Raw genomic sequence first — 24,780 nt, 5'->3', positions numbered from 1 at the left:
ACCGGAAGGTTCATTCAACCAGTAGCGAAAAGCCTACCCACGACCGTTTGTCGCTCGCATAACACTTTGCACCTGTGACTGCGCTCCTTAGTGAGCAGGGGCCTGATGTTGGCCCTAAATTGCCCATGGAGGCTAATGATGAAAAAGACTTTGCTCGCGCTCGTGGCTGGAAGCCTTCTGGGTACAGCGTTGCCCGCAGCCTGGGCGGTGAACGAACCGGCTTCGGAGTGTGAATCCGATCAGGTATCGATCAAGTTCCTAGACCATCAGAAGTGCTACGGCGAAGGGGACAAAGTCCCGGACGTCAACGGCCGGGATGAGAAGGCGCTTAAGAACTGGAAGGAGCTGAACCTGCCGGCACCCCGCGAAAACGCTCAGTGGGTGAAGTCGGGCAATCACTACCTGGAAATCAACCGCGAAAATTCAACCATCATTCAGTTGCGTGACAGCCATGGCAAACCGCTGCCTAAAAGCTGATCACGCAACCTTCGGTGTCGCGCGGGTTAACGCGCGGCGCTGACCCTCCAGATCTTGTTCCCCACGTCATCGGCTACCAGCACGCCACCTTTGTGGTCACTGGCAACGCCCACCGGCCGGCCGTAGGCGTTTTCGTCTTTCGACAGGAAACCGGTCAGCAGATCAACCGGTGCGCCATTGGGCTTGCCATCTTTGAACGGTACGAACAGCACCTTGTAGCCACTGTGCGGTTTGCGGTTCCAGGAACCGTGCTGGCCGATGATCGCTCCGTTGTCGAACGGGGCGGGCAGGGCGTTGCTATCGGCGAACATCAGCCCAAGTGAAGCGGTGTGGGCGCCGACAGCGTAGTCAGGCGCGATGGCCTTGGCGACCATGTCCGGGTTAGCAGGCTTGACCCGCGTGTCTACGTGCTTGCCCCAGTAACTGAACGGCCAACCGTAAAACGCGCCATCCTTGACCGAGGTGATGTAGTCAGGCACCAGGTCGTTGCCCAGTTCGTCGCGTTCGTTAACAGCGGTCCACAGTTGCTTGCTTTGCGGGTTCCAGGCAAGGCCATTGGGGTTGCGCAAGCCGGAGGCGAAAATGCGGTGTTGGCCGGTGGCGGGGTCGACTTCCCAGATCGCTGCGCGCCCTTCTTCGGCGGGCAGGCCGTTTTCGCCTACGTTGCTGTTGGAGCCGGCGGTAACGTAGAGCTTCTTGCCGTCAGGGCTGGCGATGACGTTCTTGGTCCAGTGATGGTTGATCGGGCCTCCAGGCAGGTCGGTGACTTTTTCGCCTTTGCCTTGGATCGAGTCGGCGCCTTCGGTGTATTTGAAGCGCAGCAGCGCATCGGCGTCGGCCACATAGAAGTCATTGCCCACCAGCGCCATGCCGAAGGGTGAGTTCAGGTCTTTGAGGAACACGGTACGGGTTTCGGCCACCCCATCGCCGTCGCGATCACGCAGCAGGGTGATGCGATTAGGGCTGGGCACTGCCGCCCCTGCGCGTTTCATCACTTTTTCGGTCACGAAGCCCTTGATGCCTTTGTTGTCTTCGGGCTTGGGCGGGGCATTGGTTTCGGCCACCAGCACGTCACCGTTGGGCAGCACATAGATCCAGCGAGGGTGGTCCAGCCCTTCGGCGAAGGCCTTGACCTGCGTGCCCGGTGCTGCGGTGGGTGTTTTGCCTGCGGGCCAGCCCTTGGCGGGGGCGATATTCATCGTCGGAATCAGCGAGCTTTCCGGCTTGGGCAGCTGTGGGTCGGGGCCGAAGCCCACGGGCATGGAGGGCGCGGCCTGAGCGGCGCTGGCGATGAGCAGGGAAAGTGCAAGCGGGGTACTTCGCATGGCGGCTGTCCTTGTGCGGCGAATAGTTCAGGGTAGAAATATTCAGAGGCCACAGCCGGGCGGTGGGTTCAGTCGATTGACGCACCCGGTGCCAGCCTCTAACCTTCGCGGTTCGTTTCAGGTGCCCGCTTTGCCGGGTGAAACAGGGAAGCCGGTTCGATGCCGGCGCTGCCCCCGCAACGGTAGATGAGAAAGCCACGCGCAACCGCCACTGGGTGACCGGGAAGGCGCGCGGGGCGTGGGCCCAGCCCTGCTCATGAGCCCGGAGACCGGCCTGATCACACCCATTGAGCCCTGACCGCGCGGGTGCGAGCGGATCGACTGGCGCCAACCCCTGCAACCTTTGATCAGGCTGCAGGGGTTGGCGTTTCGCCGTTCGCTGCGCCGGTGCCGTGGAGAACCCTGATGCATCAGCCCGACGACCGAGACCTGCGCCACCAGGCGCGCATGCTGCGCAAAAAAGCTGTGATCGACGAACGCATTGCCAGTGCCGATGGCGACTGCGGCGTGCTGCTGGTACTGGGCGGTAACGGCAAGGGCAAGAGCAGCTCGGCCTTCGGCATGCTCGCCCGAGCCCTGGGCCATGGCATGCGCTGCGGTGTAGTGCAGTTCATCAAAGGCCGCAACAGCACCGGTGAAGAGCTGTTCTTCCGCCGCTTTCCCGAAGAGGTGAGCTACCACGTGATGGGCGAGGGCTTCACGTGGGAAACCCAAGACCGCCAGCGCGACATCGCCGCCGCGCAGGCCGCCTGGGTCAAAGCACGCGAACTGCTGGCCGACCCGGCCATCGGCCTGGTGGTGCTCGATGAGCTGAACATTGCACTCAAGCACGGCTACCTCGAGCTCGATCAGGTCATGGAGGACCTTCAGGCCCGCCCGACGATGCAGCATGTGGTGGTCACTGGCCGCGGGGCCAAGCCTGAGCTGATAGAGCTGGCCGACACCGTGACCGAGATGGGCATGGTCAAGCATGCCTTCGCGGCCGGCATTCGCGCGCAGAAGGGCGTGGAGCTGTGAACGAGCCGCGCCATTGCCCGGCCGTGCTGGTCGCCGCGCCCGCCTCGGGGCAGGGCAAAACCACCGTGACCGCCGCCCTTGCACGCCTGCACCGCCAGCAGGGCCGGTGCGTGCGGGTGTTCAAATGTGGGCCGGACTTCCTCGACCCGATGATCCTGCAACGCGCCAGCGGTGCGCCGGTGTACCAGCTCGACCTTTGGATGGTCGGCCATGCTCACAGCCAGCGCTTGCTCTGGGAGGCCGCTGGGGAGGCTGACATCATCCTGATCGAAGGGGTGATGGGGTTGTTCGACGGCACGCCTTCCAGTGCTGACCTGGCGCGCGCCTTCGGCGTACCGGTTCTGGCGGTGATCGACGGCAAAGCCATGGCGCAGACCTTCGGTGCCCTGGCGCTGGGCCTTGCCAGCTATCAGCGGGAGTTACCCTTTGCTGGCGTTCTGGCCAACCGGGTTGGCAGCGCGCGCCACGCGCAGTTATTGGAGGGCAGCCTGCCAGAAGGCTTGCGCTGGTACGGCGGCCTGCCGCGCGACAGCGCCATCGAGCTGCCCAGCCGGCACCTGGGGCTTGTGCAAGCCGACGAACTGGCGCATCTCGATAGCCTGCTGGACGCCGCTGCCCAGGCGCTGGCCGGCTCGTGCGAGCACCCGCTGCCGCCCCCAGTGCGGTTCGAAGCGCCGGGGGCCGAGCAGCATGAGCCCCTCCTGGCCGGCCAACGCATCGCGGTAGCCCGTGACGAAGCCTTCGCTTTTCTCTACCCGGCCAACCTGGCGCTGCTTCAGGCGATGGGCGCCGAGCTGTGCTTCTTTTCGCCCGTGCACGACCAGGCCCTGCCGGCCTGCGACAGCCTCTACCTGCCTGGCGGCTACCCCGAGTTGCATCACCAGGCCTTGGCGGCCAACCAGCCCATGTTGGCCGCGGTGGCCGCGCACCACGCGGCAGGCAAGCCACTGCTGGCCGAATGCGGCGGCATGCTCTACCTGCTCGAAAGCCTCACCGACGTTCATGGGCAGCGTGCTCAGCTTGCCGGCCTGCTGCCGGGCCACGCGCGAATGCAGCCCAAGCTTGCCGCGCTGGCCCTGCAACAGGTGCCGTTACCCGAAGGCGAGTTGCGTGGGCACACCTTCCATCATTCACTCACCGATACCCCGCTCACACCGCTGGCGCGGGGCGTCAGCCCCAACGGCGGCCGTGGCGCGGAGGCCGTGTATCGACTGGGCCGGCTGACGGCTTCCTACGTCCATTTCTATTTCCCTTCCAACCCGGGTGCGGTCGCTGCGCTGTTCAGCCTCGCGCCTGATGAGGTGCGCGCAGCATGAGCGAACACGCCTTCAGCGAAGCCGAGCGCCTGGCGCTGTATCGCGCCATTGCAGAGCGCCGTGACATGCGCCACTTCGTGGGAGGCCAGGTGGCGCCCGAGGTGATGGCGCGCCTGCTCCAGGCGGCGCACCACGCGCCCAGCGTCGGGCTGATGCAGCCCTGGCGGTTCATTCGTATTACCGACCCGGCCCTGCGCCGGGGCATCCGCGACCTTGTCGAGCAGGAGCGGCTGAACACCGCCGAGGCGCTCAACGAGCGCAGCGACGAGTTCATGCACCTGAAGGTGGAAGGCGTGCTCGACTGCGCCGAGCTGTGGGTCGCGGCGCTGATGGAGGGCCGCGAAGCGCATATTTTCGGCCGCCGCACCTTGCCGGAGATGGACCTCGCCTCACTGGCTTGCGCCATCCAGAACCTCTGGCTGGCGGCCCGCGCCGAGGGCCTGGGCATGGGCTGGGTATCGCTGTTCGACCCCGCCGCCCTGGCTGAGCTGCTGGCCATGCCGGAAGGCGCCAAGCCGCTCGCGGTGCTGTGCCTGGGGCCGGTGGAGGCATTCTACCCGGCGCCGATGCTGGTGCTGGAAGCATGGGCAGAGGAGAAACCCCTGGAGCAGATGATTTACGAAAACCGCTGGGGAAGTGCGCCATGAGCCTGGCCTTGATGTGTTTCTGCGCTGTAGCACTGGATGCGCTGCTCGGGGAGCCTAAGCGGTGGCACCCCCTGGTAGGCTTCGGCCGGCTGGCTCAGCGACTGGAGCAACGCTTCAATGCCGGCGGCCGGGGCTGGCGCAGCCATGGCGTGACCGCCTGGATGGTGGCGGTGGTGCCGTTGACCCTGCTGTTCAGCGCACTGGCATGGCTGCCGTTGGTGGGCACGTTGGTTCAGGTGCTGGCACTGTATCTGGCGATCGGTATGCGCAGCCTGGGCGAGCACGTGCTGCCGGTGGCGAGGGCGTTGCAGGCCGGTGACCTGCCGCTGGCGCGCCAGCGCGTGAGTTATTTGGTCAGCCGCCACACAGACTCGCTCGATGAAACCGGCGTCGCCCGTGCCGCCACCGAATCGGTGCTGGAAAACGGCAGCGACGCAATCTTCGCAGCGCTGTTCTGGTTTGCGTTGGCCGGCGTGCCGGGGGTAGTGCTTTACCGCCTGAGCAATACACTCGACGCGATGTGGGGCTACCGTAACGAGCGTTTCGAGCGCTTTGGCTGGGCGGCTGCACGTATCGACGATGTGCTCAACTACATCCCGGCACGGCTGGTGGCACTGACCTACGCACTGCTAGGCCGTACCGCCCTGGCACTGCGTTGCTGGCAGCGCCAGGCACCGCAGTGGGACAGCCCCAACGCAGGGCCGGTAATGGCAGCTGGGGCTGGGGCGCTGGGCGTCGAGCTCGGGGGGGCAGCGACCTACCATGGCGAGGTGCACACCCGTGCGCAATTGGGTGAAGGCGAGCCCGCCAGCCCGTCGTCCATCGAACGGGGCTGGGCGTTGGTGCAACGCGGTGTATGGCTGTGGCTGCTGCTCATGGCCCTCGGAGCGTTGCTCGATGCTTGAACACGGCGGCAAGCTCAAGGCCGCCGCCGAGCGATTCGGCGTGCCGCTGGACCAATGGCTCGACCTTTCCACCGGCCTCGCGCCCTGGCCGTTTGAGGTGCCGGAGATTCCGATCAAAGCCTGGGCGCGGCTGCCGGAAACCGATGACGGTCTGGAAGCGGCCGCGTGCCAGTACTACAACGCCAGCCAGGTGCTGGCGGTGCCCGGCTCCCAGGCAGCGATCCAGGCACTGCCGCGGCTGCGCAGGCCGGGCAAGGTGGCGGTGCTCTCGCCGTGCTACGCCGAGCACGCCGAGGCCTGGCGGCGCGGCGGGCACGTGGTGCGCGAGATCGCCGATGCCGAGGTCGACTATTATCTCGACAGCGTCGATGTGCTCGTGGTGGTCAACCCCAACAACCCCACCGGGCGCATGCTTTGCGCCAGCCAGCTGCTTCAGTGGCACGCCCGGCTCAGCCAGCGCGGCGGCTGGCTGGTGGTCGATGAAGCCTTCATGGACACGACCCCGGAGCTGTCGCTGGCGCCCTACGCACAGCGGCCGGGGCTGGTGGTGCTGCGTTCGTTCGGCAAGTTCTTCGGCCTGGCCGGGGTTCGCCTGGGCTTCGTGCTGGGCGAGGGGCGGCTGCTGCGGCTGTTGGCTGACCAAATCGGCCCCTGGGCGGTCCCGGGCCCCACTCGCGAGGTTGGCCGAGCTTGCCTTCAGGACGTGCCGGCGCATCGCGCCCAGGTCAAGCGCAGCCTGGCCGCCAGCCAACGCCTGGCGGCATTGCTGGCGGCCCATGGCTACGCGCCACAAGGCGGTTGCGCTCTGTTTCAATGGTTTTCCACCGCCCATGCACTGGCACTTCACGAGCACATGGGCGCGCGCGGCATTTTGCTGCGCTTGTTCGTTCACAACAGCAGCCTGCGCCTGGGCCTGCCGCCGGATGATGCCGGCTTCCAGCGCCTGGCCAACGCCCTGGAGGCCTTCAGCGCATGCCAACCTTGATGGTGCAAGGCACCACTTCCGATGCCGGCAAAAGCACCCTGGTGACGGCGTTGTGTCGCTGGTATCGCCGCCAGGGCTTGAGCGTGGCGCCCTTCAAACCGCAGAACATGGCGCTCAACAGCGCAGTGACTGCCGAGGGCGGCGAGATTGGCCGCGCCCAGGCAGTGCAGGCCCAGGCCTGCGCCCTGGCGCCGCACACCGACATGAACCCGGTGCTGCTCAAGCCCAACAGCGAAACCGGGGCACAGGTGATCATTCACGGCCAGGCGGTCGGCAACATGAACGCCACCGCCTACCACGGTTACAAGGCGACCGCCATGCAGGCAGTGCTGGCTTCGCACCGGCGCCTGTGCGACCGGTATGACCTGGTGCTGGTCGAAGGCGCCGGCTCGCCCGCCGAAATCAACCTGCGCGAGGGCGACATCGCCAACATGGGTTTTGCCGAAGCGGTGGATTGCCCGGTGATTCTGGTGGCCGATATTCACCGCGGCGGCGTGTTTGCCCATCTGGTCGGTACCCTGGCGCTGCTCTCTCCCAGCGAGCAAGCCCGGGTGAAGGGCTTTGTCATCAATTGCTTCCGGGGCGACCTGGCGATGCTGCAGCCGGGCCTGGACTGGCTGGAGTCACACACCGGCAAGCCGGTACTGGGCGTGTTGCCGTATGTGGCCGACCTCCATCTGGAGGCCGAGGACGGCCTCGACCGCCGGCAGAGCCAGGGCAAGGCCGATCAGGTGCTCAAGGTCATCGTCCCGGTGCTGCCGCGCATCAGCAACCACACCGATTTCGACCCGCTGCGCCTGCATCCCCAGGTCGACCTGCAGTTCGTCGGGCCTGGCGAGCCCATTCCCCCCGCCGACCTGATCATCCTGCCCGGCTCCAAGAGTGTCCGTAGCGACCTCGAACGTTTGCGCGCGGGGGGCTGGGAAGGCGCCATCGCCCGCCACCTGCGTTTTGGTGGCAAGTTGCTGGGTATCTGTGGCGGCTTGCAAATGCTGGGTGAGCGCATTGCAGACCCCCACGGCCTCGAAGGCCCGGCCGGTGAAAGCGAAGGGCTCGGTTGGCTGGCACTGAGCACGCAGCTGGAGCCGGAAAAACAACTGCGCAACGTGCGCGGCACGCTGTGCCAAGGGCAGGTACCGGTCAGCGGCTATGAAATTCACGCCGGCGTCACTCACGGGTTGGCGCTCCAACACCCTGCGGTGCTGCTCGAAGATGGGCGCAGCGACGGCGCCATCAGCCCCTGCGGCCAGGTGATAGGCACCTACCTGCACGGCCTGTTCGAAGGCGAGCAGGCATGCCAGGTGCTACTGCAATGGGCGGGCCTGGCGCACGTGCAGGCTGTGGATTACCAGGCCCTGCGCGAACGTGATATCGAGCGCTTGGCCGACCTGGTCGAGCGCCACCTGAACACCACCGAACTCAAGGCGCTCGGCGCGGAGGCCGCATGCTGCAACTGATTCTGGGCGGTGCCCGCTCCGGCAAGAGTGCCCTGGCTGAACGCTTGGCCCTGCCGTACACCCAGGTCACCTACATCGCCACCAGCCAACCGGTGGATGCCGAGCTCGACGAACGTGTGCGCCTGCACCGTGCCCGCCGCCCAGCCCATTGGGCGCTGGTAGAAGAACCGTTGGACCTGGCCGCAACGCTGCAGCGCCTGGCCCAACCCGGGCATTGCCTGTTGGTCGACTGCCTCACGCTGTGGCTGACCAACCTGCTGCTGCTCGAAGACGACGTGCGCCTCGAGCAACAGTGCCAAGCGCTGCTGCAGGCCCTGCCCGGTATGCCCGGTGAGGTGATTTTCGTAAGCAATGAAAGTGGCCTGGGGGTAGTGCCTCTGGGCGAGCTGACGCGGCGGTACGTCGACCGCGCCGGCCTGTTGCATCAGGCGGTCGCTGCTCAGTGCGCGCGAGTGGTGCTGACGGTCGCCGGCCTTCCTCTTGTCTTGAAAGGGCCTTCCCTATGAGCCAGACCTGGTGGCTTGAACCCTGCAAAACCCCTGACCCCCGCGCCACCGGCGCGGCTCTGGCGCGGCAACAGCAATTGACCAAGCCCAGCGGCGCCCTGGGCGGGCTGGAAGCGGTGGCCGTGCGCCTGGCGGGCCTGCAGGGGCGCGAGCGGCCGCAGGCCGAGCAGGTGTGGGTGGCGTTGTTCGCCGGCGACCATGGTGTGGTGGCCGAAGGCGTATCACCCTACCCGCAGGCGGTGACAGGGCAAATGTTGCTCAACTTCGTCAATGGTGGCGCAGCGATCAGCGTGCTGGCGCGGCAGCTGGGTGCACAACTGGAGGTGGTCGACCTTGGTACGGTCAGCGAACTTTCGCTGCCCGGCGTGCGCCACCTGAACCTGGGCCCCGGCACCGCTAATTTCACCCAAGGCCCGGCGATGTCGAAGCCCCAGCTGGAGCAGGCGCTGGCGGCTGGCCGTGAAGCGGCGCAGCGTGCCCATGAAGGTGGGGCCGAGCTATTCGTGGCCGGTGAAATGGGCATCGGCAACACCACCGCGGCCAGCGCCCTGGCGTGTGCCTTGCTAGGGTGTGAACCAGCGCTGATGGTCGGCCCTGGCACCGGGCTGAACGCTGCAGGCGTTCGTCACAAGGCCGAGGTGATTGGCCGTGCGCTGGCGCTGCACCGCCACGCACAAGCACCGCTGGAGGTGCTGGCCGCACTGGGCGGGTTCGAGATAGCGGCGTTGGTGGGCGCGTATTTAGGCTGTGCTCAGCAAGGCGTCGCGGTGCTCGTGGACGGTTTCATCTGCAGTGTCGCTGCCTTGATCGCCTGCCGCCTCAACCCCGGTACGCCACCTTGGCTGTTCTTCGGCCACCAAGGCGCCGAGCCTGGCCACCGTGGCGTACTTGAAGCTATGCAGGCCGAACCGCTTCTGGCACTGGGCCTGCGCTTGGGCGAGGGCAGTGGCGCTGCGTTGGCCGTCCCCTTGATGCGCCTGGCTTGTGCGCTGCACGGCGAGATGGCCACCTTCGCCGAGGCGGCCGTGGCCGATCGCCCGGCATGAGCGTGCGCCTGAGCCTGCTGCGCCACGGGGAAACCGAGCTGGGCGGTGCGTTGCGTGGCAGCCTGGACGACGCCCTCACCCCGACGGGCTGGGCGCAGATGGAGGCGGCAGTGCAGGGGGCAGGGCCGTGGCACCGTGTGATCAGCTCGCCGTTGCAGCGCTGCGCAAGGTTTGCGGCCACGTTGGGCTTGCCTTTGACCCTGGAGCCTCGCCTGAGGGAGCTGCACTTTGGTGACTGGGAGGGCATGACCCTTGCCCAGGTACACGAGCAGGCGCCCGAAGCCCTCGGCCGCTTCTGGGCTGAGCCCTACGTGCATACGCCCCCCAACGCCGAGCCGGTGGCCCGCTTTGCCGAGCGGGTGTGGGCAACACTTGCGGACCTTGCCGAGCAACACCCGGGTGAGCATGTGCTGGTGGTCACCCATGGCGGTGTCATGCGCATGCTGCTGGCTGCCGCTCGTGGCTTGCCGCCTGACGCGCTGCTGCAAGTAGCGGTCACCCATGGTCAGCTCAGCACTGTCGTTTGGCGGGGCGCAGAGCTGAGCGAGGTGCCAACATGCTCAGCGGCCTGATCGCGCTGCAGTTTCTCTCCAGCCTGCCCGTGCGTTTGCCAGGTATGCCGAGCCCGCGCGCGCTCGGGCGTTCGTTGTTGTGGTACCCATTGGTGGGCTGCGTGTTCACCGTGCTGCTGGCCGTGGCCAGTAGGCTACTGGCCGATGCCCCGCCGTTGCTTCAGGCGGCGCTGGTGCTGTGCGCGTGGGTTGCCCTCAGTGGCGGGCTGCACCTGGATGGGCTGGCAGACAGTGCCGATGCGTGGATCGGCGGCTACGGCGACCGCGAGCGCACCCTGGCGATCATGAAAGACCCGCGAAGCGGCCCGATGGCAGTGGTGGTGCTGGTGCTGCTGTTGTTGATCAAGTTCTCGGCGCTACTCGCGCTGCTCGGGCAGGCTATAGCGTGGTGGTGGGTGCCGGTATTGGGGCGCACGGCCCTGTTAGGGTTATTTCTCACTACGCCCTACGTGCGCGCTGGGGGGCTGGGCCAGGCATTGGCCGAGCATCTGCCCCGCGAAGCGGGGTGGGCGGTGCTGTTGGGTGTGGTACTGCTGAGCCTGTGGCTGCTGCCATTGGCCGTGATGCTGGCGGCACTGTTGGCATTCATCGCCCTTCGTTGGCTGATGATACGCAGGCTCGGCGGCTGCACGGGCGATACCGCCGGTGCAATGCTGGAGCTGCTCGAATGTGTGGTGTTGGTGGCAGCCGCGCTATAGCGCTTGCCCTCCCCAAACGCAAAACCGCCCGGAAGGGCGGTTTTGTCGTTCTGGCCTGCGCTTGTCAGAAGCGGTAGGTCAGGGAGGTACCTACGTTGTGGGAGGAGTTCTTGTAGGTCGCGTTGTAGCGGCCGCGGGTGGCGCTGGCCAGGTTGATGTCGACATCTTCTTCCTTGAGGTAGGAGTAGGCCACGTCGATGGTCAGGTTCTGGGTTGGGCTGTAGCCTGCACCAACGCTGAAGATGCGGCGGTCACCGGAGGGGATGCGCGGCGAGCGGTCGGTATTGTTGGTGGGCGATTGGTCGAGCATCACACCCGTACGCAACGTCCACTGGGGGTTGACCTTATAAGCGAGGCCCAGCGAGTGAGCCCAGGTGTCATGCCATTTCTCTTCTTCGCTGATAGTGCCCAGGCGTGGGTTATCGTTCTCCACATCGATCGACTGCAGGCGGCTCCACCGGGTCCAGGTGCTGCCGCCGTACAGTGTCCAGTGGTCGTCGAACTGGTGAGTGAAGGAGGCATCAACCGACTCGGGGGTGTCCAGGCTCAGGGAAGCGTCGTATTTACCGGCCACGCCCAGCGCTGGCAGTGCACCGCCTTCGGCCTTGACGTGGCCGTCGAGGTTGTAGCTGACCTTGGAGTGGTACGCCAGGCCCAGGCGGGTCTTGTCGGTGGCCTGTACCAGCAGGCCGATGGTGTAGCCTACCGCGGTGTCGTCACCCTTGATTTTCACCGAGCCATCGCCGAACGGGCCGCCAGGCACGCGAGACGTCAACTCGCCTTCGATACGGTTAATGGTGGGGCCGAAGCCAATGGAGACGCGATCATTGAAGGCGTAGCTGACGGTAGGTTGGAAGGTCAATACCTTCACCACGCTCTTGTCGGCAAAATAGCGGCCGGCATAGCCGCTTTCATAGTCGGTGGACAGCCCAAACGGGACGTAGACCCCGAAACCGACCGACCAGTGATCGTCGAGGGGCTTGACGTAGTAACCCATCGGAATGCCCACCAGCGGCACCATGTCGCCTTCGTTGGAGCCTTGGGCAGCAGCGTTGCGGCCGTCGATATCGGTCTTCGCGTAGATAGCTGCAGCGCCGACAGTGAACTGTTCCTGCTTGAGCCGGGCCATGCCGGCGGGGTTCGAGGACACCGTGGAAGCGTCTTCGGCGGCCGAGGAGCGGCCGGCGAAGCTGGTGCCCATGCCGCTGACCGTTTGCTCGTTGATGGCGAAGCCACTGGCGAAGAGTTGCGAGGATGCCAAAGTGATGGCTATCCCCAGCCCGGATTTGATCATGACATTATTTTTCATTGTTGTTGTGACTCCATGGTGATCAACGAAACGCAAATTACCAACATTTTTTAAGCCGCGCTATAGGAGCTATCTGCGATGGTAGAGCGGTTTTGTCCGACAATCTGAATCCATTTGGAACCAAGTTGATCAGCGTTGAATCATGACCGATTGGTCAGCCGCAACGCAGGCGCATCGGGCGAATTTCATCCCGGATGAATTAGCAGGCGGCGAGGCTCAACAAAAATGTGTCTGTGTTTTTCGATATCGGCCCGAATGGGCAGAGGCGGGTAGGGCATCGCGCTTTCCTCCTTGAAACGGGCGGCGGGCCCTGGCGCTGGCAGCAGGGAATCGAATAGGGCCCGCCGTCGAGCTCCAATAAATGAGCTCGATTTCAAGTGTAGTGTGAGTAAGGCGCGATAAAAGCCTGATTTGCCACCGTTTGTCGATCAGGTGGCAGGCTCGTCAGGCCAATAGGGCCTGGCGGGTACGTTCGATCACTGCCTGCAGGGGCGCAGGCGTGGCGTATTGATCCGGGTACAGGCGCTCGCTACGACGAGCCACACCGTGCTCATTGACGACGGTGAAGCTGAAGCTGCCGTTGCGTGGGGCCAGGATCACGCACTTCAAAGGCGCGAAAGCGTGGGTCAGGGTATTCATGGCCTCGAAGGCCTGGATGTTGTGATTCATTATGTGTGTTCCTGCATGGGTCACGGATCAGAGCCGTGAGAAATCAAAACGTTCCAGTCACGCCGGCCGACGATGGGCCGCACGGAGAACCTGCTGGAACAATAAATGCGACTTGTGACGCCTGTGTGAATGCGAAACGAGCCGTAAGCCGTACGAACAAGCGAGCCTTTTTCCCGGCGCAGGTCCGCGCGGCGGGTAAGGAAATGGTCAATCTGCCGGGCGGCTGGGCCCACGAGGGCGAAGCCGGCTTGGGCCGTGAGGGTCCGTTCAGGGCAGCTATGGAGGGTATCGGCAGATACTTGAAAAGCTGGAGGGGGGACTTGCGCGGCCAGGATCGATGTGCAGCCTGGTACTGACAGGCGGCAAACCCTACGCCGTTCGGCGGGATAAAGCAAGCGCTATCAGCACTTAATTGGCACTCATAGAACGGTGCCCCGCTCTGGTTATGCGAAAAAGATCACAAAAATGACAAAACAAAGTGGTGCAACCCCTTGCCTTGGTTTGGGGCGTTGTGCACATGCAGCACCAGATTGTCACATTGCCTGAGGCAGGCGGGCTCAAGACCTCACTAGCCCGCCGTGCCTTTTTAAGTCAATGAAAAAAAACGCTTTTTTCGACTGGTGAAAAAATCGACAGTTTGTCTGGAAGCCCCATCCCATAAGCCTTTGCGAGATATTGCAGCGGGTTGTCCACTAGGTTATCCACAGGTTCTGTGGATTGTGCCGTGCAGGCCTTCTAGCTCGGGCACTTGCGGGTCTCATCTGTATGAAGATTTGTTTCTCGCGCGTGAAGTACCCTCTGGTTCAGTAGCGCCCAGCTGGCCGGGGGACGGTTTCAAGCGCGAACCTGCTCTGCAGCCTGCCGGCGTTGGCCCAGCAAGGCCCTGAGCGCTGCGGGCTTGATAGGCTTGGGTAGATAGTCGAGCCCGGCGGCATGCACCGAGGTCACCGTCTCCTGCCGTCCATCGGCACTGATCACTACGCCTGGTACAGGGGCATTCAGGCGGGTTCGCAGCCATATCATCAGTTCGGTGCCCGTGTCACCGCCGTCCAGGTGGTAGTCCACCAGCACTATGTGAGGCCGCATGCCTTGTGCGAGCAGGCCGATGCAACTGTCGCGGTCACGGGCGGTGAATACCTCACACCCCCACCGGCTGAGCAGGCTTTGCATGCCGGCCAGGATGCTCTGTTCGTTGTCGATGCACAGTACCCGAAGGCCTGCCAGAAGCTGCCCCGGATGGGGCGATGGGGCGGGTGGGGCTGCAAGCGCCGTGGCCAATGGCACCTGAACGCTGAACAAACTGCCTCGCCCCGGCCAGGATTGCACCTGTAAGCGGTGGCCAAGCAAACGGCACAGCCCGTCGGCAATCGCCAAGCCCAGCCCCAGGCCTTTTTCGGCGCGGGTCTGGTGGCTATCCAAGCGCTGGAACTCCTCGAAAATCACTTGCAGCTTGTCGGCGGCGATACCCGCGCCGCAGTCCCATACCTGCAACTCCAGGTACTGGCCGCGGCGCCGTGCGCCCAGCAGTATCGGGCTGCTGCCATAGCGCAGGGCGTTGGTCAGAAAGTTCTGCAGCACCCGGCGCAGCAGCTTCAGGTCACTGTGCACGTGCAGCCGGCTGCCCCTGACACGCACGTCGATCCCCTGCGCGTGGGCCAGGGCGCCGAATTCGGCTGCCAACGGCTCGAACAGCTCGGAAAGCGCAAATACCTTCGGCTCGGGCACCACGCGGCCGTTTTCCAACCGGGACAGGTCCAGCAGGTCGCCGATCAACTCTTCGGAAGAATGCAGCGCGCTATCCAGGTGCTCCACGAGCCGGCGCGCCTCCCCGCCCAGGCTGTCGGCCTGATGCAACAGGGCGGAGCAAAACAGCCGCGCGGCGTTCATCGGTTGCATCAGGTCGTGGCCCACTGCGGTCAGAAAGCGACCCTTGGAACGGCTGGCGCTTTCGGCGCGCGCCTTGGCCTCGGTCAGTGCCAGGTTGAGCGCAGACAGCTCGGCCGTACGCTCGGCCACGCGCATCTCCAGGCTTTCATTGGCGTTTTTCAACGCGCGCTCGGCTTCACGAAAAGCGGTGATGTCTGTGAAGCTCATCACGAACCCCCCACCGGGCATGGGGTTGCCGATCAGTTCGATCACCTGACCGTTGGGAAACACCCGTTCGGAGGTGTGCGCCCGGCCCTGGCGCATCCAGTGCAGGCGCCGCGCCACATGCACCTGGGCCTCCCCAGGGCCGCAGAAACCGCGCTCGGCGTTGAAGCGGATGATGTCGGCGATCGGCCTGCCCACTGCGATCAGGCCCTCGGGATAATTGAACAGCTCCAGATAGCGGCGGTTCCAGGCCACCAGCTGCAGGTTCTGGTCAACCACGCTGATACCCTGGTTGATGTTTTCGATCGCCCCCTGCAGCAGCGCCCGATTGAATTGGAGCACTTCGCTCGTTTCATCGGCGATGCGCACCAGGTCATCGAGCTGCATCTCGCGGCCTTCGATCGCGGCACGCACCACTGCGCGGGTGGATGAAGTGCCCAGCACCCCAGCCAGAAGCCGCTCGGTGTGAGCGATCCACTCGCGGTCGGCGGGTTGGTTGGGGTTGAAACCCTTGCCCTGGCGATAGGCGAAGCGGTTGAAGCTGGCACGGGCGCGGTCCTGGCCAACGAAGCGGCTGGCCAGTTGCAGCAGGTCGTCGAGCTGAACGGCCAACAGGCCGCGGCCTCGGGTGCGCAGGGTGGCGTCTTGGCCAACAAAACGCCCGGCCTGCCAGTGTTCCGAAACGCGGGTGCGTGACAGCAGCGACACCCACACGAATAGCGCGAAGTTGCCGGCAAATGATAGCGCCACCCCTTGAGTGAACGGGGATATCGGCAGATGCAGCGGATTTCCGCGCAGCCAGGCAAGCCCGGGGAACGTCGATAGCGGCAAACCCAGGCTATGGGCAGCCACCGGCAGCACCAGGGTGTAGAACCAGATGAAGATACCTGCCGCGAGCCCGGCGAAAACGCCGCGACGGTTGGCTTGCTTCCAGTACAGGGCGCCGAGCATCGCCGGCGTCAGTTGGGTAATGGCGGCAAAGGCAATCTGGCCGATGGTCGCCAGGCTTGCGGTGGAGCCGAGCAGCCGGTAGCTCACGTAGGCCAATAGCAGGATCACCACGATGCTTACCCGGCGCACGGTGAGCATCCAGTGGCGGAAGGCCTCGAAGGGGCGCTCGGCGTTCTGCCGGCGCAATAAGGTCGGCAGCAGGATATCGTTGGAGACCATAGTCGACAGCGCCACGGTGGCGACGATCACCATGCCGGTGGCGGCCGAGGCGCCCCCCAGAAATGCCAGCAGCGCCAGCGCCGGATGCGCCTCGGCCAGGGGTAGGCTGATCACGAACGAATCCGGCAGCACCGACGCGGGCAAGTGCATCTGGCCGGCCAGTGCGATGGGGATCACGAACAGCCCTGCCAGCGCCAGGTACGCCGGAAACACCCAGCGCGCCAGGCGCAGGTCGGCAGGTTGGGTGTTTTCCACCACAATCACGTGAAATTGCCTCGGCAGGCAGATGATCGCCATCATGGCCACTGCGCTTTGCACGATCATGGATGGCCAGTTGACCGTTTCCTGCCAGTAGTTCTGCAATTGCGGCGCCAGCCTGGCTTGCTCCAGCAGGTCATCGAAGCCGTCGTACAGCTTCCAGGTGACGAACGCCCCTACGGCCAGAAACGCCAGCAGCTTGACCACCGCCTCGAAGGCGATCGCTAGCACCATGCCGCGGTGGTGCTCGGTCACATCCAGGCTGCGCGTGCCGAAAACGATGGTGAACAGTGCCAGCGCGAGGGAAATCACCATGGCGGTGTCTTGCACGCGGCTGCCGGTGGCGTCGGCCCCGGCGCCGATCAACAGGTTCACCCCCAGTACGATGCCTTTTAACTGCAGGGCGATGTAGGGAAGCACCCCGACCAGGCAGATCAATGTAACCACCACCGCCAGGCTCTGGGATTTGCCATAGCGCGCGGCGATGAAGTCGGCGATGGAGGTGATGTTTTCCTGTTTGCTGATCAACACCATCTTCTGCAGCACCCAAGGGGCGAACAGCATCAACAGGATCGGCCCCAGGTAGATCGGCAGGAAGGCCCATAATTGCTCGGCGGCCTGGCCCACTGCACCGAAGAAAGTCCAGCTGGTGCAGTAGACAGCCAGCGAAAGGCTGTAGACCCACGCGCGCAGCCGGGGGGGCAACGGCGCGCTGCGCCGGTCGCCCCAGGTGGCGATGGCGAACATGATTGCCATGTAGGCGAGGGCGACGACGGCGATCAAGCCGCTGGACAGCGTCATGCGAGAGCTCCGGGCAGGCGGAAGTGGGGCAGGGCGCAGTCTGGCACGGGGCGCGGCGTTCGTCAGCGGCGACCTTGGTCGAGCTTTTTTCAGGTGCACAGGCTTCTGCCATCGCTGGCAGTGGTTCCCCTGGGCCACGGCGTGGTGTAATCACGGTTTTGGCGCGCAGGTAGGCGAGGTTCGGGGTGGAGTTTTCCAACGGTTTTTTGCTGAGTTTATCCCTGTGCCTGGACATCGGTGTGGCCAATATCGCAATGATCACATTGGCGATGCAGCGCGGCGCGCTGCAAGGCTTCTGGCTGGGGCTGGGTACCTGTTTCGGCGACCTGTTCTACGCCATTCTGGCCGTGGCCGGGATGGCAGTGCTGCTGCGTTTCGAGGCTGTGCGCTGGGTCCTGTGGCTGGGCGGCTCGGCGCTGCTGGTGCTGTTTGCTATCAACATGCTGCGCAGCGCCTGGCGCGGCGGGGCGAGCCTTGAGGCGGACGGGCCAGCCAGCGCCAGCGGCGGCTCGCGTGCTTTTGTGAGAGGTTTTTTTCTGGCGGTGTCGTCACCCAGTGCGATTCTATGGTTTGCAGCCGTGGGCGGTGCGCTGATTTCGCGGGCGGGCGGCCATGGTGCCCTGAGCACTGGGTTGTTTTTAGGCGGGTTCTTCTGCGCGGGCCTGGTGTGGTCGGCAGGTTTGTGCCTGGCGGCAGCGCAAGGGGGGCGATGGCTGGGGGCAGGCCTGCTGCGGGCCTGCTATGGAGTCTCGGCGGTGATCTTCAGCTATTTCGCGGTGTATGTCATCGTGTCGGGGTATCGCGAATTTGTTGGGTAGCAAGGAGCGCGCCCCTGCTACCTGACGCATTGCAGACCTCACTCAGTTATTAAGCTGCGTAGCAAATTGCTCCACCGCCCCGACCACCTTCCTGGCGCCGTCTTGGATCTCGACAATGACGACCCCCGCCTGGCTCGCCAGCTCAAGCCCTGATTCGGCCTGCTCCTTGCCGGTGCCGATTACCGACACCGCATCGCCGGCCAGCTTCTGGTTTTGCTGCACCACCCCGGCGATCTCGGCAGTGGCCTGAGTGGTGCGTGAGGCAAGCTGGCGCACTTCGTCGGCCACCACAGCAAAACCGCGGCCCTGTTCGCCGGCGCGCGCGGCTTCGATGGCGGCATTGAGGGCCAGCAGGTTGGTCTGCTCAGCGATGCCGCTGATGGTCTTGATGATGCTGCTGATCACTTGGCTCTGCTGGTCGAGCGCCTCGATGCCTTCGGCTGCTTCCTGCATGTGCCGCGCCAGTTCGCGCATTACCGATACCGTCTGCTTCACCACTTCTGCGCCGCGCTGGGCGCTGTTGTCAGTGTGTACTGACGTGCTGTAGGCGATATTCGCTGCCTCCGCTACCGCCTGCTCCTGGTTGACCTGGTCGGTGATGACAGTGGCGAACTTGACCACCTTGCAAAGCCGGTCGTTGGCATCGATCACGGGGTTGTAAGAGGCTTCGAGCCAGACGATCCGGCCCATGCTGTCGACGCGCTTGAAGCGCTCGGCAACGAATTCGCCGCGGCGCAAGCGCTCCCAAAACGCTTCGTACGCGGGCGAGGCTGCATCCTGGGGGGTGCAGAACTGGCTGTGGTGGCGGCCCTTGATCTGTTCGAAGCGGTAGCCCATGGCGTTGAGAAAGCGGTCGTTGGCCATCAGCACCTTGCCGTCCAGGTCGAACTCGATCACCGCAGTAGACCGCAACAGAGCGTTGATGAAACTTTCGTGTTCGCGGGATTTTTCGATGGTGCGGGTCAGGTCTGCCCCATACAGGGAGAACTTGATGATCTTGCCTTGGGCATCGCGCACCGGGTGCATGATCATGCGCAGCCACGCTTCAGCGCCACTTTTGCGCTCCAGGCGCATGGCGCCGCTGAAGTGTTCGCCGCGGCTGATGGCATCGCGGATGCGCCGATGAAAGTCGGTGTTTTTCACATGCGCCGGCACCAGATCGTCCAGTGCTTTGCCCACTACATCCTGGCTGCGGTAGTGCATTTCCTTTTCAAAATTGGCGTTGACGGTGAGTATCCGCCCTTGAGGGTCCAGGCGGACATGTATCATCTCGGCATCCAACCCTTCACGGATCTGGCGAATGCTGGCGACTTCTGCACGCAGGGCGGCCAGTTCTTGTTTATTGCGCTTATTGAAGAACATCTAAAGGCACCTGGTTGCGTGCAAGGGAGTTATCCACTTCATCGTCACGCCACGCCAGCGCTTGAGCAGTGAGGCTCAAATATTTTTGGATACCGGCACCCGATTATGCGGCAGGCTCATTCGAGTTGGCAGGGCGCAGGCAAGGAATATCGGCCTGCGGCCGCTCCAACAGCGCCGCAAGTGCCACAGCGTCGATCGGCCGGCTCAGGTAGAAGCCTTGCACCTCGTGGCACTGGTCCTTGGCCAAGGTGGCCAGCTGCTGCTCGGTTTCGACCCCTTCGGCGGTCACCTTAAGGCCCATGGCCCGGGCCAGGTTGATGATCGCCTGAACGACCGCTCGGTCGCTGCTGGAGCCTTGATGGCCCAGTGCGGCAATAAAGCGCTTGTCGATCTTGATACTGTCGAACGGGTAAGTGCGCAGGTAGCCCAGCGACGAATAGCCTGTGCCGAAGTCGTCCATGTTCAGCTGCACGCCCAGCTCCTTGAGCGCTTGAAGCGTCGCTAGCGCGTTGTCAATGTCGCCCAGCATCACGTTCTCGGTGATTTCAAGCTCAAGGCGGGAGGCGGGCAGGCCTGTCTGCAGCAAAATTTCTTGAATGTCGGCCACCACATCACTGCGCAGGAACTGGGCCGGTGACAGGTTCACCGACACCATCACCGAGGCCGGCCAAAGGCACGCGGTCTCGCAGGCCTGACGCAGCACCCAGCGCCCCATTGGCACGATCAGGTCGGTCTGCTCGGCCAGCCCGATGAACAGGTCCGGGCCTAGTAACCCCTCGACCGGGTGGTTCCAGCGTACCAGCGCTTCGACCGAGGCGATGTGCAGCGGCTCGATCTGATAACGCGGCTGATAATGCAGCACGAACTCCTCTTGCCGCAGCGCCAGGCGCAACTCCTGCTCCAACTGGCGGCGGTGCTGGATCTGCTCGCCCATCTGTTCTGCGTAATGGCGCCAGGGGTCGGAGCCTTCAGTGCGGGCCTGGTAGAGCGCAATGTCGGCGCAGCGCAGCAGTTGTTGGCCGTCGCAGCCCTGCGTGCCGCTGCCTTGGGCAATGCCGATACAGGCACTGACCTCCAGCAGTTGAGCCTGGTGATGCACCGGCAGCTGCAGCCGCTCGATCAATCGCTGGCAGAAACGATCCACTTCGGCTAGGCCATGCAAGTGGTTGAGCACCAGGGCGAACTCGTCACCGCCAAGGCGCGCGACCAGGTCGAGCTCGCGCGTGCTGTCGCGCAAACGGTGTGCGGTTTCCAGCAGGACGCTGTCGCCGGCGCCGTGGCCGAAGGCGTCGTTGATGGCCTTGAAGCCGCGCAGGTTGATGACCAGCAGGGTCAGTGGCAGCGCCGGCTGGACTGTCGCCAGGGTGTCATCGAGGTACCGCGCGAGCAGATGGCGATTGGGCAGGCCGGTGAGGGCGTCGTGCAACGATAGGTGCTGGATATGCGCATGGGCGGCGACTTCTTCGGTGATGTCGGTGGCCGTCCCGCGAAAGCCGCTAAGCCGGCCTTTTTCCATGATCGGCCGGGCCGACACCCGGCAGTAGCGAAGCTCGCCGCGGTGGTCGCGGTAGCTGCAGCGCAGGCACGGCGCACTGGCCTGAATCTCTGGCAGGGTCGCCAGCCAAGGGCCGATGGGCGTGGTATCGCATGTAAGCAGCTGCTCCAGCGGGTGGCCCAGCCACTCCTGGCCGGTGAAACCGGTGACGGCGGCGAAGCGACCAGACAGATAGGTCACGCGGCTGCGATCGTCGGTTTCCCAGATCCAGTCGGAAGTGGCCTCGGCGACCGCTCGAAAACGCTCTTCGCTCGCTTCCAGTGCGTCCGAGCTCTTGCGCAAGGAGCGCAGGCTATTGTCGATCTGGCGCAAGGCGCGTAGCGAGAAACGCAGGCAGTAGAGCAGCAGCAATGCCAGCACCACGGCAATTGCCAGCATGCCGGGCAGCAGCGCCCAGAGCAGGTGAGCGCCCGGTCGGGGCGGTCGCCACGTCACCTGCAGCCCGGTGCCAGGCAAGCTGATGCGGGGCGTGATACCAGGGTCTGTGCTGATACGCATCTGGCCCAACCCGGCCTGGTTGCCCAGCTCAAGCAATCGCTCCGGGCTTAGCGTATCGATCAGCACCAAGACCGGTACGGGGCTGTCGTCTCGCTCACTCAGGGGCTGGATCGCCGCGGCAGTCAAGAGCGCGGGCACACCGTACAGCAAGGTGTAGCGGCTGATGGCGGCCTGGTAATGCCCGGCCTGGCGCGCAGCCTCGAGAACGTCGGAGGCGGCGATATCGGTAAGGTCTTCCAGGCGCTGGCTGCCCATTTCGCCTTGATAAAGGCTGTAAAGCTGGCGATGGTCGGCGAGCACCAGCACGGCATCGAAGCCTTGCTGGGCCCACAGCGCCTGGCTGGGGTCGCTGGCTTTATGGTCGGCGTCGGCGGGCTGGCCGATCCATTGCGGGTACAGGTCTGCCCGAGCCGCGTAGCTCAACGCGATATCACGGTGCGCGGCGGCACGCGACTCCAGTGCCTGGCGTGCAGTCTGGCGGCTCTGCCGAGCCTGCTCGCGGTCGAGCCCCTGGGCAATACTCCAGAGCGCGAAGCCCGCAACCAGAAAGGCAGCGGCGAATAGCGCGCCGATCAACGCCAGGAAGCGTCGAGTGCGGGCCAGCTGTTCGAACGCTGCCGGTGTGGGGGAGAAGCTCTGCATGGGTGCACCAGTCCCTGCTGGAAAACGTCGGGCGTCGGCTGCCCAGGGAGCGATGACCCGCCATGAGTGTTCTTTGTAGCAAAATGTATAGCAAAAATGAAAACAGAAGCATCAAACCCACCCGCACCGAGCATTCTGCTTGCGCTGCGGGGCTTGAAAATCTGCACCCGTGCGGCCATGTCTGATCAGCCCCTTCCCCTAACGCACGAGCACCGCTGCCCATGACGCCCAAGCCAAAGCCCGACGAGCCTGTTGCAAGCACACCGTTCTCCCCAGCCCCTTACCAGCAAGGGCGCTACCGCAACCTGGCTGTGCAGCCCAAAGACGGCGTGCTGAAGAAACTTCGTATTGGCGTGAAGTACCTGCTATTGCGCAAGCCCCCTCATACTCGGCCAGCGGCACCTGTTCCGCTGCAGGCGCTGACTGCCGAGCAGTTGTTGCAGGCTCCAGACGACAGCCTGTGGCGCCTGGGGCACTCCACGGTGCTGATCAAGGTGCGTGGCGAGTTCTACCTGACCGACCCTGTGTTCAGTGAGCGAGCGTCGCCGGTGCAGTGGGCCGGGCCACAACGGTTTCACCAGCCCCCCATCACGCTTCAGGCATTGCCGGCGATCAAGGCGGTGATCCTCTCGCACAACCACTACGACCACCTTGATGACGCCACCATTGGCTACCTCGCCCAGCGGGCACAGTGGTTCCTGGCGCCCCTCGGTGTGGGCGATACCCTCGTGCGCTGGGGCGTGCCAGCCGCCAAAGTGCGCCAGCTGGATTGGTGGCAGGAAACCGAAATCGACGGTATCCGCTTCGCGGCAACGCCCGGCCAGCATTTCTCAGGCCGGGGTTTGTCCGACAGCAACGCCACGTTATGGGCATCCTGGGTGATGATTACCCAGCAATGGCGCCTGTTCTTCAGTGGTGACTCAGGCTACTTCGACGGGTTCAGGCGCATCGGCGAGCGCTACGGGCCGTTTGATCTGACGCTGATGGAAACCGGCGCTTACAACCATGCGTGGCCTGCGGTGCACATGCACCCTGAGCAAAGCCTGCAGGCACACCTGGATGTGCGTGGGCGCTGCCTGTTGCCGATTCACAATGGCACCTTTGACCTGTCCAATCACCCTTGGCAGGAGCCCTTCGAAAGGATTCACGCCCTGGCTGCCGCTGCACAGGTACCGCTCGCCACGCCATGCATGGGCGAGCGCGTGGACATCCTGGCAGCCCAAGGCGGTGAACGCTGGTGGTTAAAAAACGAGCAAAACTCTGCAGGCCTTGATTCCTGAGGGCTACAGAAGGTCTTCCCAAGGTTTTCCACAGGCAGGTGCAGGTGAACTGTGTGTAAGCCTAAATGGGTAGGTCATTATTTGAACAGTTGGCTACAGGCCGCAGGGGGCGTGGGCTGTAGAGGCAAACCCCCAGGTTATGCACAGGCTCATGCAGCGAAAGACGGGATAAAGTTCTGCAAAATCAGGCGGCTACACTGGCCGGCCTGTGCGTACGGTGATTTCGGCTACTATTTGGTCAAATAACAACCAGATCCTTGCAGGCCCCGTGCGCCGCGGCCTGCATGAGAATCCCCCCAGCTTATCCACATGCTGGAACAGGTTTTTTCGGGATAAGTATCAGCGGTCTCGCGCTTCTTTTGCGTCCATTTCGGCGTTGCGCTCATGGACACGCTTGAGCTGCTCTTCGGTCAACGGCAGCTTGCTGGCGCTTTCGCGCAGCAGCAATAGGCCGCCTACGATCGAACCCAGGGCGAGGATCAGGATTAACCAGGCATACCAGGGCATGGGGAATTCTCCAGAGTGATGATTGTTGGAACACGGCGCGGCAAGGCCGGTTCCCTCACACAGGGTGGCACCAATTCCGCTACAATGCCCGCCGTTTCAGAGCCCGCCCTTTCAAGAGAGTTGTTGCCATGCCCACCTGCCCGACGCCCGTGATCGTCGCCCTGGACTTTTCCACCCGTGAAGCCGCCCTGGCGCTGGCTGATCGCCTCGACCCGGCGCTGTGCCGAGTGAAGGTAGGCAAGGAGCTGTTCACCAGCAGCGCTGCAGGCATTGTCGAAACCCTCAATGCGCGCGGGTTCGAGGTGTTCCTCGACCTGAAATTCCACGACATTCCCAATACCACGGCCATGGCCGTGCGAGCCGCTGCCGAGATGGGCGTGTGGATGGTCAACGTGCACTGCTCCGGTGGCCTGCGCATGATGGCTGCTTGCCGCGAGGTGTTGGAGCAACGGAGCGGGCCTAACCCGTTGCTGATCGGTGTGACTGTGCTGACCAGCATGGAGCGCGAGGACCTGGCCGGTATCGGCCTGGATGTCGACCCTCAGGAGCAGGTGCTGCGCCTGGCGGCATTGGCCCAAAAAGCCGGCATGGACGGTTTGGTGTGCTCGGCGCTCGAGGCGCCAGCGCTCAAGGCGGCGCAGCCCTCGCTGCAACTGGTAACGCCAGGTATTCGCCCGGCCGGCAGCGCACAGGATGATCAGCGGCGCATTCTGACCCCGCGCCAGGCTCTGGATGCAGGCTCCGACTATCTGGTGATCGGTCGCCCGATCAGCCAGGCGGCAGACCCGGCGCAAGCTCTGCGCGAGGTGGTGGCATCGCTTTCCTGATCGGCCAGGGCCTTGTTCGACAGCCGAGCTATTGATCCAGAT

General features: G+C 64.1%; 20 protein-coding genes, 2 pseudogenes and 1 riboswitch. Of the genes and pseudogenes, 14 read left to right on the top strand and 8 right to left on the bottom strand.

The genetic code is table 11. From position 1 onward, the window contains the following. The first annotated feature begins 138 nt into the window (after window positions 1-138). A complete protein-coding gene (locus tag F474_RS15140) occupies window positions 139-477 on the top strand; it encodes an RcnB family protein (RefSeq protein ID WP_165830323.1) in 339 nt (112 codons plus the stop codon). A gap of 26 nt (window positions 478-503) precedes the next feature. On the opposite strand, the gene F474_RS15135 is transcribed toward F474_RS15140, so the two are convergent. Further along, on the bottom strand, window positions 504-1,802 hold the full coding sequence (locus F474_RS15135) for a sorbosone dehydrogenase family protein (RefSeq protein WP_097084797.1): 1,299 nt from the start codon (window positions 1,800-1,802) through the stop codon (window positions 504-506). 102 nt (window positions 1,803-1,904) lie between these two features. Continuing rightward, a riboswitch (cobalamin riboswitch) is annotated at window positions 1,905-2,095 on the top strand. 112 nt (window positions 2,096-2,207) lie between these two features. Between F474_RS15135 and cobO the strand changes: the two genes are divergently transcribed. From cobO to F474_RS15085, 10 genes are read left to right on the top strand one after another with little or no spacing between them, the layout of a single operon-like run. Beyond that, window positions 2,208-2,819 carry a cob(I)yrinic acid a,c-diamide adenosyltransferase gene (cobO, locus tag F474_RS15130; protein WP_097084798.1) on the top strand — a complete coding sequence of 204 codons (612 nt, stop codon included), beginning with the start codon at window positions 2,208-2,210 and terminating at the stop codon, window positions 2,817-2,819. Beyond that, window positions 2,816-4,135 (top strand): cobyrinate a,c-diamide synthase, encoded by a 1,320-nt coding sequence (locus F474_RS15125; RefSeq protein ID WP_097084799.1) that lies wholly within the window; start codon window positions 2,816-2,818, stop codon window positions 4,133-4,135. The genes cobO and F474_RS15125 overlap by 4 nt, the downstream gene beginning before the upstream one ends. After that, window positions 4,132-4,782: a 5,6-dimethylbenzimidazole synthase gene (gene bluB / locus F474_RS15120; RefSeq protein WP_097084800.1), complete on the top strand. Its 651-nt coding sequence runs from the start codon at window positions 4,132-4,134 to the stop codon at window positions 4,780-4,782. The genes F474_RS15125 and bluB overlap by 4 nt, the downstream gene beginning before the upstream one ends. Beyond that, window positions 4,779-5,687, top strand: coding sequence for an adenosylcobinamide-phosphate synthase CbiB (gene cbiB / locus F474_RS15115; protein WP_097084801.1), 909 nt, complete (start codon window positions 4,779-4,781; stop codon window positions 5,685-5,687). Before bluB ends, cbiB begins: the two co-directional genes overlap by 4 nt. Next, on the top strand, window positions 5,680-6,672 hold the full coding sequence (cobD, locus tag F474_RS15110) for a threonine-phosphate decarboxylase CobD (RefSeq protein ID WP_097084802.1): 993 nt from the start codon (window positions 5,680-5,682) through the stop codon (window positions 6,670-6,672). Before cbiB ends, cobD begins: the two co-directional genes overlap by 8 nt. Next, the gene (locus F474_RS15105) at window positions 6,660-8,129 is read left to right on the top strand and encodes a cobyric acid synthase (RefSeq protein WP_097084803.1); all 1,470 of its coding nucleotides are present in this window, start codon (window positions 6,660-6,662) and stop codon (window positions 8,127-8,129) included. The genes cobD and F474_RS15105 overlap by 13 nt, the downstream gene beginning before the upstream one ends. Next, a complete protein-coding gene (cobU, locus tag F474_RS15100; RefSeq protein ID WP_097084804.1) occupies window positions 8,117-8,635 on the top strand; it encodes a bifunctional adenosylcobinamide kinase/adenosylcobinamide-phosphate guanylyltransferase in 519 nt (172 codons plus the stop codon). Before F474_RS15105 ends, cobU begins: the two co-directional genes overlap by 13 nt. Then, window positions 8,632-9,681: a nicotinate-nucleotide--dimethylbenzimidazole phosphoribosyltransferase gene (cobT, locus tag F474_RS15095; protein WP_097084805.1), complete on the top strand. Its 1,050-nt coding sequence runs from the start codon at window positions 8,632-8,634 to the stop codon at window positions 9,679-9,681. The genes cobU and cobT overlap by 4 nt, the downstream gene beginning before the upstream one ends. Continuing rightward, on the top strand, window positions 9,678-10,253 hold the full coding sequence (locus F474_RS15090) for a histidine phosphatase family protein (protein WP_097084806.1): 576 nt from the start codon (window positions 9,678-9,680) through the stop codon (window positions 10,251-10,253). Before cobT ends, F474_RS15090 begins: the two co-directional genes overlap by 4 nt. After that, window positions 10,238-10,951, top strand: coding sequence for an adenosylcobinamide-GDP ribazoletransferase (locus F474_RS15085; RefSeq protein ID WP_097084807.1), 714 nt, complete (start codon window positions 10,238-10,240; stop codon window positions 10,949-10,951). Before F474_RS15090 ends, F474_RS15085 begins: the two co-directional genes overlap by 16 nt. A gap of 64 nt (window positions 10,952-11,015) precedes the next feature. On the opposite strand, the gene F474_RS15080 is transcribed toward F474_RS15085, so the two are convergent. The 3 genes from F474_RS15080 to F474_RS15070 form a co-directional block, all read right to left on the bottom strand. Next, on the bottom strand, window positions 11,016-12,260 hold the full coding sequence (locus F474_RS15080; protein ID WP_097084808.1) for an OmpP1/FadL family transporter: 1,245 nt from the start codon (window positions 12,258-12,260) through the stop codon (window positions 11,016-11,018). A 444-nt stretch (window positions 12,261-12,704) separates the two neighbouring features. Next, complete coding sequence (locus F474_RS15075; RefSeq protein WP_097084809.1) at window positions 12,705-12,929, bottom strand: hypothetical protein; 225 nt, start codon at window positions 12,927-12,929, stop codon at window positions 12,705-12,707. An 834-nt stretch (window positions 12,930-13,763) separates the two neighbouring features. Then, on the bottom strand, window positions 13,764-17,249 hold the full coding sequence (locus F474_RS15070) for a PAS domain-containing hybrid sensor histidine kinase/response regulator (protein ID WP_097084810.1): 3,486 nt from the start codon (window positions 17,247-17,249) through the stop codon (window positions 13,764-13,766). 185 nt (window positions 17,250-17,434) lie between these two features. Here F474_RS15070 and F474_RS15065 point away from each other — a divergent pair, with 185 nt between their 5' ends. Further along, window positions 17,435-18,067, top strand: a complete 633-nt coding sequence (locus tag F474_RS15065; protein WP_097084811.1) for a LysE family translocator — start codon at window positions 17,435-17,437, stop codon at window positions 18,065-18,067. Window positions 18,068-18,109: 42 nt separating this feature from the next. On the opposite strand, the pseudogene F474_RS23290 reads toward F474_RS15065, so the two are convergent. From F474_RS23290 to F474_RS15055, 3 genes and pseudogenes are all read right to left on the bottom strand, one after another. Continuing rightward, window positions 18,110-18,541: pseudogene (locus F474_RS23290) on the bottom strand (methyl-accepting chemotaxis protein); the annotation flags it as partial. Window positions 18,542-18,649: 108 nt separating this feature from the next. Then, window positions 18,650-19,336 (bottom strand): annotated as a pseudogene (locus F474_RS23285) (PAS domain-containing protein); the annotation flags it as partial. A gap of 196 nt (window positions 19,337-19,532) precedes the next feature. Then, window positions 19,533-22,124: a bifunctional diguanylate cyclase/phosphodiesterase gene (locus F474_RS15055; protein ID WP_097084813.1), complete on the bottom strand. Its 2,592-nt coding sequence runs from the start codon at window positions 22,122-22,124 to the stop codon at window positions 19,533-19,535. 221 nt (window positions 22,125-22,345) lie between these two features. Here F474_RS15055 and F474_RS15050 point away from each other — a divergent pair, with 221 nt between their 5' ends. Next, on the top strand, window positions 22,346-23,404 hold the full coding sequence (locus F474_RS15050) for an MBL fold metallo-hydrolase (protein WP_097084814.1): 1,059 nt from the start codon (window positions 22,346-22,348) through the stop codon (window positions 23,402-23,404). A 339-nt stretch (window positions 23,405-23,743) separates the two neighbouring features. Here F474_RS15050 and F474_RS15045 read toward each other — a convergent pair whose 3' ends face one another. After that, window positions 23,744-23,911: a DUF2897 family protein gene (locus F474_RS15045; RefSeq protein ID WP_097084815.1), complete on the bottom strand. Its 168-nt coding sequence runs from the start codon at window positions 23,909-23,911 to the stop codon at window positions 23,744-23,746. 128 nt (window positions 23,912-24,039) lie between these two features. On the opposite strand from F474_RS15045, the gene pyrF reads away from it, so the two are divergent. Next, window positions 24,040-24,738 (top strand): orotidine-5'-phosphate decarboxylase, encoded by a 699-nt coding sequence (pyrF, locus tag F474_RS15040; protein ID WP_097084816.1) that lies wholly within the window; start codon window positions 24,040-24,042, stop codon window positions 24,736-24,738. Window positions 24,739-24,780 lie beyond the last annotated feature (42 nt).

Source organism: Pseudomonas sp. URIL14HWK12:I12 (genome assembly GCF_003097135.1).
Lineage (GTDB): Bacteria > Pseudomonadota > Gammaproteobacteria > Pseudomonadales > Pseudomonadaceae > Aquipseudomonas.
This window is presented reverse-complemented; position numbering and strand designations above follow the sequence as displayed.